12 protein-coding genes are annotated in these 12,360 nt (G+C 62.0%); 6 read left to right on the plus strand and 6 right to left on the minus strand.

What is annotated here, in order from left to right; genetic code table 11:
* Positions 1 to 217: 217 nt before the first annotated feature.
* The 4 genes from FPT15_RS12320 (at position 218) to FPT15_RS12335 (ending at position 4,387) form a co-directional block, all read left to right on the plus strand.
* Positions 218 to 1,249: an amino acid ABC transporter substrate-binding protein gene (locus FPT15_RS12320; protein WP_106579519.1), complete on the plus strand. Its 1,032-nt coding sequence runs from the start codon at positions 218 to 220 to the stop codon at positions 1,247 to 1,249.
* Between the two features lie 72 nt (positions 1,250 to 1,321).
* Complete coding sequence (locus FPT15_RS12325; protein WP_145161289.1) at positions 1,322 to 2,503, plus strand: amino acid ABC transporter permease; 1,182 nt, start codon at positions 1,322 to 1,324, stop codon at positions 2,501 to 2,503.
* 10 nt (positions 2,504 to 2,513) lie between these two features.
* On the plus strand, positions 2,514 to 3,611 hold the full coding sequence (locus tag FPT15_RS12330) for an amino acid ABC transporter permease (RefSeq protein WP_145161290.1): 1,098 nt from the start codon (positions 2,514 to 2,516) through the stop codon (positions 3,609 to 3,611).
* An 11-nt stretch (positions 3,612 to 3,622) separates the two neighbouring features.
* The gene (locus tag FPT15_RS12335) at positions 3,623 to 4,387 is read left to right on the plus strand and encodes an amino acid ABC transporter ATP-binding protein (protein ID WP_003171943.1); all 765 of its coding nucleotides are present in this window, start codon (positions 3,623 to 3,625) and stop codon (positions 4,385 to 4,387) included.
* A gap of 52 nt (positions 4,388 to 4,439) precedes the next feature.
* On the opposite strand, the gene FPT15_RS12340 is transcribed toward FPT15_RS12335, so the two are convergent.
* Complete coding sequence (locus tag FPT15_RS12340) at positions 4,440 to 4,928, minus strand: type II toxin-antitoxin system MqsA family antitoxin (protein WP_145161292.1); 489 nt, start codon at positions 4,926 to 4,928, stop codon at positions 4,440 to 4,442.
* The gene (locus tag FPT15_RS12345; protein WP_145161294.1) at positions 4,925 to 5,236 is read right to left on the minus strand and encodes a type II toxin-antitoxin system MqsR family toxin; all 312 of its coding nucleotides are present in this window, start codon (positions 5,234 to 5,236) and stop codon (positions 4,925 to 4,927) included. Before FPT15_RS12345 ends, FPT15_RS12340 begins: the two co-directional genes overlap by 4 nt.
* 159 nt (positions 5,237 to 5,395) lie before the next feature.
* On the opposite strand from FPT15_RS12345, the gene FPT15_RS12350 reads away from it, so the two are divergent.
* Positions 5,396 to 6,055: a FadR/GntR family transcriptional regulator gene (locus FPT15_RS12350; protein WP_145161296.1), complete on the plus strand. Its 660-nt coding sequence runs from the start codon at positions 5,396 to 5,398 to the stop codon at positions 6,053 to 6,055.
* Positions 6,045 to 7,310, plus strand: coding sequence for a CynX/NimT family MFS transporter (locus tag FPT15_RS12355; RefSeq protein ID WP_145161298.1), 1,266 nt, complete (start codon positions 6,045 to 6,047; stop codon positions 7,308 to 7,310). The genes FPT15_RS12350 and FPT15_RS12355 overlap by 11 nt, the downstream gene beginning before the upstream one ends.
* An 83-nt stretch (positions 7,311 to 7,393) precedes the next feature.
* On the opposite strand, the gene FPT15_RS12360 is transcribed toward FPT15_RS12355, so the two are convergent.
* The 4 genes from FPT15_RS12360 to FPT15_RS12375 are packed head-to-tail and all read right to left on the minus strand — an operon-like array spanning position 7,394 to position 12,288.
* The gene (locus FPT15_RS12360; protein WP_145161300.1) at positions 7,394 to 8,014 is read right to left on the minus strand and encodes a DUF1120 domain-containing protein; all 621 of its coding nucleotides are present in this window, start codon (positions 8,012 to 8,014) and stop codon (positions 7,394 to 7,396) included.
* A gap of 34 nt (positions 8,015 to 8,048) precedes the next feature.
* Positions 8,049 to 8,693, minus strand: a complete 645-nt coding sequence (locus tag FPT15_RS12365) for a DUF1120 domain-containing protein (protein WP_145161301.1) — start codon at positions 8,691 to 8,693, stop codon at positions 8,049 to 8,051.
* A gap of 17 nt (positions 8,694 to 8,710) precedes the next feature.
* Positions 8,711 to 9,832: a DUF1120 domain-containing protein gene (locus FPT15_RS12370; protein WP_145161303.1), complete on the minus strand. Its 1,122-nt coding sequence runs from the start codon at positions 9,830 to 9,832 to the stop codon at positions 8,711 to 8,713.
* An 8-nt stretch (positions 9,833 to 9,840) separates the two neighbouring features.
* Positions 9,841 to 12,288, minus strand: a complete 2,448-nt coding sequence (locus FPT15_RS12375; RefSeq protein WP_256676442.1) for a fimbria/pilus outer membrane usher protein — start codon at positions 12,286 to 12,288, stop codon at positions 9,841 to 9,843.
* Between the last annotated feature and the right edge of the window lie 72 nt (positions 12,289 to 12,360).

Below are 12,360 nucleotides of genomic sequence, written 5' to 3' on the forward strand. Positions count from 1 at the left end.
CACTCTGGTACGGGCCTTGCTATGTGTAGGTCGATGTCAGGACTAACTCACGACGGTAACACTATCAGTGACTGCCGCTTGTGGGATAGCAACTGGAATTACTGCGACAACTTCATGCCGCTTGACCCTAAAAAAAGCCAACACGGGTCGATATCGCCTCATAAGGGTGCGCTGAGGTTCGAGCTCCGACACAACAAGAGCAAAACTGGAGGTTTGAATGAAGGTATTGAAATCCACCCTGGCCATCGTGTGCGCGGCCGCCGTATTGGGTGTCAGTGGTTTCGCCCAAGCCGGCGCAACCCTGGACGCTGTGCAGAAGAAAGGCTTCGTGCAATGTGGCGTGAGTGACGGCCTGCCGGGTTTCTCGGTGCCGGATGCCAGCGGCAAGATCCTGGGGATCGACGCTGACGTGTGCCGCGCTGTGGCAGCTGCCGTTTTCGGTGATGCGACCAAGGTCAAATTCAGCCAGTTGAACGCCAAGGAGCGTTTCACCGCGCTTCAATCCGGCGAAGTCGACATCCTGTCGCGCAACACCACCATGACCAGCTCTCGCGATGCCGGCATGGGCCTGAAATTCCCGGGCTTCATCACCTACTACGACGGTGTTGGCTTCCTGGTTAACAACAAGCTCGGCGTGAAAAGTGCCAAGGAACTGGACGGTGCAACCATCTGCATCCAGGCCGGTACCACCACTGAGCTGAACGTGTCCGACTACTTCCGCGCCAACAACCTCAAGTACACCCCGATCACCTTCGACACCTCCGATGAAAGCGCCAAGTCGCTGGAATCCGGTCGTTGCGACGTGCTGACCTCCGACAAGTCCCAGCTCTACGCACAGCGCAGCAAGCTGGCCTCGCCGAAAGACTACGTGGTGCTGCCGGAAACCATTTCCAAAGAACCACTGGGCCCGGTCGTGCGTAACGGCGACGACGAGTGGCTGGCCATCGTGCGCTGGGTTGGCTACGCCATGCTCAACGCTGAAGAAGCCGGTATCACCTCGAAAAACGTCGAAGCTGAAGCCAAGTCCACCAAGAACCCGGACGTTGCTCGTCTGCTGGGTGCTGACGGCGAATACGGCAAAGACCTGAAAGTGAAGAAAGATTGGGTTGTACAGATCGTCAAGCAGGTCGGTAACTACGGTGAAGTGTTCGAGAAAAACCTCGGCAAAAGCACACCACTGGAAATCGACCGTGGCTTGAACGCACTGTGGACCAACGGTGGCATTCAATACGCACCCCCTGTGCGCTGATCGTTGATGGTTCTATCACCCGGTGGGCCAACCACCGGGTGATGTTCTGTTCCATTATTTGCGGGGCACTTCATGCAAAATCAAATCGGCGCACCCAAGCAGAAGCTCAGCTTCAGCGACCCTAAAGTGCGTGCGTGGCTCTTCCAGATCATCACGATTGTGGCGGTCGTCGCGCTGGGCTGGTACCTCTTCAACAATACGCAGACCAACCTTCAACACCGGGGCATTACCTCGGGGTTCGACTTTCTTGAGCGCAGTGCCGGCTTCGGCATCGCTCAGCACTTGATCGACTACACCGAATCGGACAGCTATGCCCGCGTCTTTGTGATCGGCCTGCTCAACACCTTGCTGGTGACCGTGATCGGTGTGGTCCTGGCGACCCTGCTCGGCTTTATCATCGGCGTGGCGCGTTTGTCGCCCAACTGGATGATCAACAAACTGGCGACGGTGTATGTGGAAGTATTCCGCAACATCCCACCGCTGCTGCAGATCCTGTTCTGGTACTTCGCGGTGTTCCTGACCATGCCGGGGCCGCGCAACAGCCATAACTTTGGTGACACGTTCTTTGTCAGCAGCCGTGGCCTGAACATGCCGGCAGCGATTGCCGCCGACGGTTTCTGGCCGTTTGTGGTCAGTGTCGTCGTCGCCATTGTGGCAATCGTGCTGATGGCTCGCTGGGCCAATAAGCGCTTTGAAGCCACCGGCGTTCCTTTCCATAAGTTCTGGGCGGGTCTGGCGTTGTTCATTCTGATCCCGACGCTGTGCGCCCTGATCTTCGGCGCGCCACTGCACTGGGAAATGCCCAAGCTGCAAGGCTTCAACTTCGTGGGCGGCTGGGTACTGATCCCCGAACTGCTGGCATTGACCCTGGCGCTTACCGTCTACACGGCCGCGTTCATTGCCGAGATCGTGCGGTCGGGCATCAAGTCCGTCAGCCACGGCCAGACCGAAGCCGCGCGCTCCCTGGGCCTGCGCCCTGGGCCGACGCTGCGCAAGGTCATCATCCCGCAAGCCCTGCGGGTGATCATTCCGCCGCTGACCAGCCAATACCTGAACCTGGCGAAGAACTCGTCGTTGGCCGCCGGTATCGGCTACCCGGAAATGGTGTCGCTGTTTGCCGGTACGGTGCTCAACCAGACCGGCCAGGCCATCGAGGTTATTGCCATCACCATGAGCGTGTACCTGGCGATCAGCATCAGCATTTCCCTGCTGATGAACTGGTACAACAAGCGCATTGCGCTGATCGAGCGGTGAGGAAACGCACATGACTTCGCATACTTTCAAACCTGATATGCCGCCGCCGAACAAAGTCTTCGGGCCGATGGCATGGATGCGCGCCAACCTGTTTTCCAGCTGGCTGAACACCTTGCTGACCTTGTTGGCGTTTTACCTGATCTACCTGATCGTGCCGCCGATCCTGCACTGGGCCATTCTTGACGCGAACTGGGTCGGGACCACGCGCGCCGACTGCACCAAAGAGGGCGCCTGCTGGGTGTTTATCCAACAGCGCTTCGGGCAGTTCATGTACGGCTACTACCCCGGCGACCTGCGCTGGCGCGTGGACCTGACCGTGTGGCTGGCCATCGTAGGCGTGGCGCCGTTGTTCATCTCGCGTTTTCAACGCAAGGCGGTCTACGGCCTGAGCTTTCTGGTGCTGTACCCGATCATTGCGTACTTCCTGCTGCACGGCGGCGTCTTCGGCCTGACCAACGTAGCCACCAGCCAGTGGGGCGGCCTGATGCTGACCCTGGTCATCGCCACGGTCGGTATTGCCGGCGCCTTGCCGCTGGGCATTGTGCTGGCTTTGGGGCGGCGTTCGAACATGCCGGCGATTCGAGTGGTCTGCGTGACCTTCATCGAGTTCTGGCGCGGCGTGCCGTTGATCACCGTGCTGTTCATGTCCTCGGTGATGCTGCCGCTGTTCCTGCCCGAAGGCATGGGCATCGACAAACTGCTGCGAGCGCTGATCGGCGTGATCCTGTTCCAGTCGGCCTACGTGGCGGAAGTGGTGCGGGGTGGTTTGCAGGCGATTCCCAAGGGGCAGTACGAAGCCGCTGCGGCGATGGGCCTGGGTTACTGGCGCAGCATGGGCCTGGTGATTTTGCCGCAGGCCTTGAAGCTGGTGATTCCCGGTATCGTCAACACGTTTATTGCGCTGTTCAAGGACACCAGCCTTGTGATCATCATCGGCCTGTTCGACCTGCTCAACAGCGTCAAGCAAGCTGCCGCCGACCCGAAATGGTTGGGCATGGCCACTGAAGGCTACGTGTTCGCCGCCCTGGTGTTCTGGATTTTCTGTTTTGGTATGTCGCGCTATTCCATTCATTTGGAACACAAGCTCGACACAGGCCACAAGCGTTAGGAGTTGTTGTTATGAGCGAAGCTATCAAACAGCCTGTGAGCCCTGAAGGCATTATCCAGATGCAGGGCGTCAACAAATGGTACGGCCAGTTCCATGTGTTGAAAGACATCAACCTCAACGTCAAGCAGGGCGAGCGTATCGTGCTGTGCGGCCCGTCGGGTTCGGGCAAGTCCACCACCATCCGCTGCCTCAACCGTCTGGAAGAGCATCAGCAAGGCCGCATCGTGGTCGATGGCGTGGAGCTGACCAACGACCTCAAGCAGATCGAAGCGATCCGCCGCGAAGTCGGCATGGTGTTCCAGCACTTCAACCTGTTCCCGCACCTGACCATCCTGCAGAACTGCACGCTGGCGCCGATGTGGGTGCGCAAGATGCCCAAGCGCAAGGCCGAAGAAATTGCCATGCACTACCTGGAGCGCGTACGCATTCCGGAGCAGGCCCACAAGTTTCCGGGGCAACTGTCCGGCGGCCAGCAACAGCGCGTGGCGATTGCCCGTGCGCTGTGCATGAAGCCGAAAATCATGCTGTTCGATGAGCCGACCTCGGCACTCGATCCGGAAATGGTGAAAGAGGTGCTGGACACCATGATCGGCCTGGCCGAAGACGGCATGACCATGTTGTGCGTGACCCACGAAATGGGTTTTGCGCGCACCGTGGCCAATCGCGTGATCTTCATGGACAAGGGCGAGATCGTCGAACAGGCGGCGCCGAATGACTTCTTCGACAACCCGCAGAATGATCGGACCAAGTTGTTCTTGAGCCAGATTTTGCATTGATCGATGTTTGAAACGATAAACCCGGCCTGGTGCCGGGTTTATTTTTGCCTGTCTAGGAGGCCTTGAGGGCTTGCCGCGTTTCGTTGTTGAGGCTGTAAGTGAAGGCGTTGCGCAGGTCTGCGCCTTCGGCCAGTTCGGTGGCGTCGGTGAGCAAGTGGGGGTAACGATCCAGCAGGCGCATCAGCACCATCAACGGTTTTGGCGGCGTAATTTCGCCGCGTTCGTAGCGTGAGAGTGCGTTGTGCCCGCCACCGGAAAGCACTGCTACGGTTTGTTTTTGCGTGAGGTGCAGCTTGCGGCGGATACGCTTCAATTCGGCGCCCATCATGCGCCGGGCGGCGTGGAGCAGATCATCACCGGCCTTGGCATGGCGTTCGCAGCTATCGGGGTCATACATGCCGTCTTCGCACACCTGGCATTCCCAGCCCGAGAGATCATCAATGCGCCGCTCCATACCTTTTATGCACAGGGTTTCGCTGCGGCCTTCAAAGCGTGTCATGGCGTCGGGGGCGCCACAGATATAGCAATGTTGGGTGTTCATGGGTTCATCCCTTTGAAGGAGATCACCGGTGGGTTACTGCCGGAGCAGTAAGTGACCTTGATGTAAATCTCCAGACCATGTGAATGGATGTGGTAGACGTCATGCCAGACGCGGTGATCGGCATAGGTGGTCATCGATTTGTACAACATCCTGTTGTGCAGTTTGAAAACGATCGCTTGCATCTCAGTGAGATCAAGGTCGAGAGCCTCTGCGGTTCTCTTTGCCGCCCGTGTGAAAGCCTTGGCACCAAGCCGCCTCACATCCGCCTTTATCACCGCCAGATCGTAATGAGGTGTGTACTTTTCCATAAGACACCTGAGTCCAATAATTACCCTATAAGGGTAATTTTACCAATCGAAAATTCAGTTCTTTTTGCCGCCTACGAACCCTAGTGCTTTGCCTTTGTAGGCAAGTCTGAATAGGCTGTAGGAAAATTCATCCTATGATTGGACGAAAGCGCAAAATCCATGACAGACATTGCCCCTCTGATAAAACGCTCGCTGGTTGACCAAGCCCTGGAGCAACTGCGTCGACGCATCACTGAAGGCAAATGGGCCATCGGCGAGCGCCTGCCCACCGAGCCTGAGCTGTCCGCCGAGCTGGGCATCAGCCGCAATACCGTGCGCGAGGCCATGCGTGTATTGGCGTTTTGCGGCTTGATCGAAATTCGCCAGGGCGACGGCAGTTATTTGCGCTCGATGACCGACCCGCTGGGCGCAATGCGGGCGTTGTCCCATTGCACCCTGGAGCAGGCGCAGGAGACCCGGCAGATTCTCGAAGTGGAGGCCATCGGGCTCGCGGCGTTGCGCCGTACCGAGGCCGATCTGAGTGCGTTGCGCGACGCACTCAAGGCCAGCGCCGAGCTGTACCACGGCGACCTGGAGGCTTATATCAGCGCCGACCTGGTGTTCCACAAACACTTGGTGGACGCGGCGCACAACCCGGCATTGAGCGAGCTGTACCAGTATTTCTCTGCCATCGTCGCCGCCCAGTTGCGCCAGACCCTGAACATCTCACCGCGTCGCCAGGCCGTGTTTGACCTGCATATCGCCTTGCTCGACGCCGTGGAACAGCAAGATCCGGAACGCGCCAAATCCCTCTGCCGGCAGTTGATCAATGAACCTTGAAACCAAACGCCCGACTGAACTCGAAGAATTATTAATCGACGCCGAAGCCGATGATGACGTGGTGCAGCACACCCCGCCGGTCGTCGCGCGGCCGTGGCTGTTACTGCTGGGCCTGATTCTGGTGGCACTGAACCTGCGCCCGGCATTGTCGAGCATGTCGCCGCTGCTGGCTGAAGTCTCCCGGAGCCTGGGGTTGTCGGCAGCCAAGGCCGGTTTGCTGACCACCTTGCCGGTGCTGTGCCTGGGCCTGTTCGCACCGATGGCGCCGATCCTGGCGCGGCGCTTCGGTGCTGAGCGCGTGGTGCTGGGGATTCTGCTGACGTTGGCTGCCGGGATCATTTTGCGCAGTGCCCTCGGCGAGGTCGGGCTGTTCGCCGGTAGCCTGATTGCCGGTGCAAGTATCGGCATCATCGGCGTGCTGCTGCCGGGCATCGTCAAGCGTGATTTCGCCAAACAGGCCGGCACCATGACCGGCGTGTACACCATGGCGCTGTGCCTGGGCGCCGCATTGGCTGCCGGCTCGACGGTGCCGCTGAGCAAGCATTTCTGTGACAGCTGGAGCATCGGCCTGGGCTTCTGGATTCTGCCAGCGCTGGTGGCGGCGGCGTTCTGGTTGCCACAGGTCGGGCAAAAACATGGTGCCCATCAAGTTGCGTATCGCGTGAAGGGGCTGCTGCGGGATCCGCTGGCCTGGCAGGTAACGGTGTACATGGGCCTGCAATCGTCGCTGGCCTATATCGTGTTCGGTTGGTTGCCATCGATTCTGATCGGCCGCGGCCTTAGCGCGACCCAGGCGGGCCTGGTGCTGTCCGGCTCGGTCATCGTGCAGTTGGCCAGTTCCCTCGCCGCACCTTGGCTGGCCACGCGCGGCAAGGACCAGCGGCTGGCGATTGTGGTGGTGATGCTGTTGACACTCGGCGGCTTGTTCGGCTGCCTGTACGCGCCCCTTGATGGCCTGTGGGGCTGGGCGATCCTGCTGGGCCTCGGCCAGGGAGGCACTTTCAGCCTGGCGCTGACCTTGATCGTGCTGCGCTCGCGCGACTCACATGTCGCGGCCAACCTGTCGAGCATGGCCCAGGGTTTTGGCTACACCCTGGCATCCCTCGGGCCGTTCGCGGTCGGGCTGGTGCATGACTGGACGGGCGGCTGGACGGCCGTAGGCTGGATCTTTGCCGTGATCGGCGTGGGCGCCATCGTCGCCGGGTTGGGCGCGGGCCGTGCGGTGTACGTGGGCGTGCGCAGCGAGAAGGTATAGCAAGATGGCAGGTGAGGAGCAGTAAACCTGCTCCTCTGCCAGGCAAGCTTGGGCGCCACCCCAAGCCCTGCGCTTTTCAGGCGTTACAGGTACCGCATTTCCAGGGTGGCCGAACCGTCGATGGGCACTTCGTTACTCAGGTCCATCCCGTCGGTGCGGTTGATGAGGGTTTGCACCTCCAGGTCGGCGACCAGGTCTTTGGTCGGCAGCGGTTGGCTGGCGTCGTTCATGGCGGCGATGGACATGTACAGGCCCGGATCGAGGAACCTTTCCTTGTTCCACGAACTTCCCTGGTCAGTGGAGCCAATGGTCTGCACCGGCACATTGTCGGCGAGCGGGTTACTCAGCATCAAAACGTAATGCCCAAGCTTCTGATCGCCATTGATCAAGCCCAGGCCGTAGTCGCTGGGGTTGTCGGTTGAGCCGACGCGGTTATCCACGCCATACAGGGCGAATGCCGTTGCGGCCTCACAGGTGACGGTCAGGCTCAGCGTATGGTTGCCGATGATGGTGTATTTGGCCGGGTTCAGGTCCTTGGCGGAAATCTTGCCGTGGTCGATCACCCCACCATTGGACAGGCTCGGCGTGCACGCGCTGGGCGTGATCAGGCCCTTGACGGTCAGCTCGGCAGTGGATGCCGCCGAAGCGCCTGTGGAAGTGGCCAGTAATAGCGCAGTGGTCAAGACAGGGAAAAGCTTGTTCATTTAGCGGGTACTCCTAGGGTTGAAAAAGGTGGTGTTACAGATAAGTCACTTCCAGGGTGGCGGAGCCATCCATGGGAATGTCGGTGCTCAAGTCCAGGTTCTGCTTGGCGTTGATCACTGCTTCCAGGGTCAGTGTGCTGTTCAGGGTCTGGATGCCGGAGGGGCCCGCGGTGCTGCCTTCCAGATCGGTAAAACCCAGCAGGCTTTTGGCGCCGATGTCGATTGGGTTGCGGTTGGAGGTGCGCCAGGCCACGCCGCCGGTGGTGGACTCGGTGCCGTAGATGTACGGCACGGCATCGGCCACGGTCTGCTTGGGGTCGAACTTGACCGAGTACACACCGACCTTGTTGCCGCTGCCGTCCAGGCCCAACCCATAGTAAATCTCGCTGTTGACGTGCGCCGTGCCGTCGCGGTTGTCGCGCATGCGCAAGGCGTAGCGGGCGGCGCCGTTGCACGTGACGGTCAGGTTCAGGGACTTGAGCGGCAGCCGTGTGCCGGTTGTGAGGTTAAGGTCTTGCTGGGAGATTTTGCCGAAGTCGACCAACCCTGCGGCTGACAGGGTTGGCGTGCAGGCCATCGGCGTAATCAGCCCATCGACCCTCAGCTCTACGCTGGAAGCGGCGAGGCTCAGCGGGTTGAAGAAGATAAAGGGCGCGAGAATCAGATATCGAAGGGGCATGAGGGCTCCGGGAACGCTTACAGGTAGGTGATTTCGAGCGTGGCCGAACCGTCGAGCCGAACCTCAGTGCTCAGGTCCAGGCTGTCGAGTGGTGCAATAAATGCCTGCAGGCTCAGTAAAGCGCTGAGGTTTTGCAGGGCCTCGGGGCCCTGGGTGCTGCCGGCCGCCGGGGTAAACCCCAGAAGGCTGCGCGCGCCAACGTCGATGGGACTGCTGTTGGCAATGCTCCAGGCCGAGCCGCCCGTGGTGGAGTCGGTGGGATACACCTGGGAGAAGTTGTCGGCGCTGACCTGGGCAGGGTCGACCGTCAGGTAGTAGCGCCCGATTTTCTGCCCGCGTGTATCCACGCCCAAGCCATAGGCGGTTTCATCCAGGCCGCCGGTGGCGGAGCCGTCGCGGTTGTCTTTCATGACCAGGGCAAACGGGGTCGGCCCGTCACAGGCCACCGTGAGCGTCAGCGGCCGGGCCGGCAGGCGTGTGTCCTGATCGTGGCTCAAGTCATTGATCGACAGCTTGCCAAAGCTCACCGTCCCCCCGTTGGACAGCCCGGGTGTGCAGGCCGCCGGCGCAAAGTGCGCTTGCAGGCGCAGCGCGCGCGAGCGCCCGGAGCCGGTAGCCTCGATCCGCCCGGTGGTGTCCCAGGTGACGGCATCGCGCACAGGCGTCGCGCGCTCCTCGGCATAGGCACTGACTGCCAGTTGCAGGGAGAAACTGCGGCCATGCGCGGGCAGGCCGTTGAGCATCGGTACGATGCCATGCTCGGGGCGCCAGTCCAGGGACTGGGCGCTGGCAATCGGCGGCTGGCCGCTGGCCGCCAGCAAACCCAGCGCTACAGCGCGGCCGTCCAGCAGGCCACCGTGTACGTGCACGCGGTAGCTGCCGCCCTGGGTGAAGCGCAAACGCTCGGCGCTGGCGGCCAGGCCGCGGTAGAACACGCTCAGGTCGCTGGTCTGCGGGCAGTCCAGGGTCATGCTCAGGCGCCGTTCACCCAGCAGTCGTTCAGGGCCGTGTGCCGGGTCGATGGTGCGACGAATCGAGCCAAAATCCAGCAGCGACTCACTCACGTCCAGTCGGCAATCGTTCTGGGCCTGGGCGGTGCCCGTCAGTAGCAGGGCGGCGAGGCAGTAATGACGTTTCACGAGAGTCCTCACAGAGTCAGGCAGCGGGCGGTGGCGGTTTCGAAATACACGTCGGGGTCGGCCTTTTGCGGCAGCTCAAAACGCAGGGCGCAACGCGGCTGCCCAGGGCCCTTGATCCATAACGGCCGAGGGTCGAGCACATTGGGCAGGAATACCTGGTTGCCCTCCTGCACCAGCGTGACGAACTCGCCGCCGTCGGTGGTGACCGTCGCGCCACGCGGCACCGGCCGGTCAAGGGTCAGCAAGGCCCGACGTGTCAGGGCGACGCCGAACTCAAGCCGGTCGACGGCGCCGCGCCCTGCCGACACCACGGCCAGGCCATTGCTGATGTCGGCATTGCGCGGCAACGAGCGCGTCTGCACTTCCACCGGGCTACGGCCATAGGCGCTGATCTGCGGCACCACGGCCTGGCCTTGCCAGTCGGTCCACACCGGGCCGCTTGGCGTACTGACCTTGACGCCTGACATCTGGCCCACCGACAGCAGCGCAAACGTGTCGCGCACCGGGTAGGGCGACAAGGTCACGCCGTCGCCATGCACCACCACGCCGCCGCGAGCGCCGCCCTGGTAGCTGGAACGCGCGTCGCTGGAGCGGCTGTAGTTGAAGTCCAGCTGACTGTAGAACGGCAGGGCCGAAACCCCGAGGGACGACTCGACCTCGCGGTCGCGGCTGTCATGTTCAACGCCCACCCGATAGGCCAGTTGGTCGTTGAGCGGTTCGTTGAGGCCGATGCCGATGCGGTGCTCGCCCCCGGAGTTACGCACCCAGGTGCGGCCTCGACGGTTCTCGCCCAAGGGCAGGCTGAGGTTCAGGTACAGGCTGTCATCGTTGTAACGGCGGCCGCCCATCTGCCATTCGGCGGTGGCGGACAGCGAGACGCCGCCCACTTGCGTGCCCCACGACGCCAGTGCCCGGCTGCTGCTGTCGCCGGCAAACGAGGCGGCGCGCGACACGCCGAGGCTGAATGCTCCCAGCCATGGATGCGCCCAGGAGACAGTGGCGCTTTGCTGGTCGCGGTAGCGTGAGCGCTGCTGCTCGCGGATATGGGCGGCGTAGGTCGATTCGGTGAGGTCGCGATAGCCCTCGCTGCGCCAGGCATTGGCGGCGCTGATGGCCCAGCGTTCACCCACTTGCTGAGACCACGAGAGGTCCACCTGCACGCCGCGCGCTTGCGCCTGGCGAGTTGCCTCGGCGACCACCACAGCCCCTTGCAACTGGCTGTTCTGCCAGGGCAGCACACCCAGGTTGGCCCCGGCCGAGCGATAGTCTTCGGCCGCCAGCAGGCCGCTGCCCAGAGTGATCAGTGGGTGGACTGCAGCCGTCCACCCGGCGCTGACCACCCAGGGTTCGGCGCCATTGCTGTCGCCGATGTTGCGCACCGTGCCTGCGGCCACGGCGTAACCCGGTGCCGGCAGACCCAGGCCCAGCATCGCCGCCGGCACGCTGAAACGCCGTTCTTCGCCGGAGGCTTCCTTGACCGTCACTTCCACATCGGAGCGCCCGTTCAGGCGCGGCACATGGCTCAGGGAAAACGGCCCCGCGGGAACCACTGTGGAGTGAACCAACGCACCGTTTTGCCGCACCTCCACCTGGGCCGGGCCGTTGGCGATGCCATCGATCGTCGCGCCCTGATCCTGGTCTTGCAGCGCCTGCTCGGTGAGCACTTGCACGCCAGTGATCGGGGCTCCCGCCAGCACCGGGTTGTAGAGGTTGATCTGCCCGGCCTGCAACACCGCCTGCTGGCGGGCAAAGGTCCGCTGGGCGTAGGCGTCCAGGTGATTGCTGCGCGAGGCGCCGTCCTGCCAGGTCTGTACCTGGCGGCTGCGCACGATCCAGTCGCCGGCGTTAAAGCCAACTTCGGTATTGGCCGAGCCGAACCGGCTGCTGCTGTCGCCGAACTCGTTGTGCAGGCCGGTCACATCGTAGTTGAGCAAGGCTGCGAAACCGCCGGTGCTGTAGCCGGAAACGTCCTGTGGCGCAACGCGCAACGCCTGCGTGGGCACTACCAGCGACAGAGCCAGGCTGGCCGGGTCGGATTCGATCACCGTCTGGGGGTAGTGCTCGACAAAGGCGTGGCAGGCGTCAACGCGGCGTGGCGGCGCGACCAACTGACCGGCTTGCAACAAGGCGGCGTCAAAGCACAATGCGCCGTGGTCATCGAAGCTGACGTCGACCCGACCGCGCCGTTGGCCGTTGACCTCCAGGTTGACGGCGTGGCGGCCGCGGGTAAAGCGCGGCGTGTCCAGCAGCAGGCTGGCCAGTTGCGGGTCGATGCCACGCTGGTGCAGGGTCTGGTGGTCGAACGAACCGGTTGACGGCGCGTCGTCTGCCCAGGCCTGTTCGGCCAGCAGCAGATGGCTGAGCGCCCATGCGATGCCGCCCAGTTGTACGAGTGACGGGCGCGGCATAACGCCGGACAGGGCTTCGCCGTCACGGTAATTCATGACTGTGTTCACACAATTACACTCGTTTGATGGAAGCCCGAGGCGAGGGTTTCGGACGCGCCAGGCGGTCTTCCCGGTGACCTT

This window comes from Pseudomonas sp. RGB (assembly GCF_007713445.1).
GTDB lineage: Bacteria > Pseudomonadota > Gammaproteobacteria > Pseudomonadales > Pseudomonadaceae > Aquipseudomonas.

Bases quoted from the DNA above. Each gene is read 5' to 3' on its own strand.
- FPT15_RS12320 (WP_106579519.1), top strand. From the start codon at position 218: ATGAAGGTATTGAAATCCACCCTGGCCATCGTGTGCGCGGCCGCCGTA.
- FPT15_RS12325 (WP_145161289.1), top strand. From the start codon at position 1,322: ATGCAAAATCAAATCGGCGCACCCAAGCAGAAGCTCAGCTTCAGCGAC.
- FPT15_RS12330 (WP_145161290.1), top strand. From the start codon at position 2,514: ATGACTTCGCATACTTTCAAACCTGATATGCCGCCGCCGAACAAAGTC.
- FPT15_RS12335 (WP_003171943.1), top strand. From the start codon at position 3,623: ATGAGCGAAGCTATCAAACAGCCTGTGAGCCCTGAAGGCATTATCCAG.
- FPT15_RS12340 (WP_145161292.1), bottom strand. From the start codon at position 4,928: ATGAACACCCAACATTGCTATATCTGTGGCGCCCCCGACGCCATGACA.
- FPT15_RS12345 (WP_145161294.1), bottom strand. From the start codon at position 5,236: ATGGAAAAGTACACACCTCATTACGATCTGGCGGTGATAAAGGCGGAT.
- FPT15_RS12350 (WP_145161296.1), top strand. From the start codon at position 5,396: ATGACAGACATTGCCCCTCTGATAAAACGCTCGCTGGTTGACCAAGCC.
- FPT15_RS12355 (WP_145161298.1), top strand. From the start codon at position 6,045: ATGAACCTTGAAACCAAACGCCCGACTGAACTCGAAGAATTATTAATC.
- FPT15_RS12360 (WP_145161300.1), bottom strand. From the start codon at position 8,014: ATGAACAAGCTTTTCCCTGTCTTGACCACTGCGCTATTACTGGCCACT.
- FPT15_RS12365 (WP_145161301.1), bottom strand. From the start codon at position 8,693: ATGCCCCTTCGATATCTGATTCTCGCGCCCTTTATCTTCTTCAACCCG.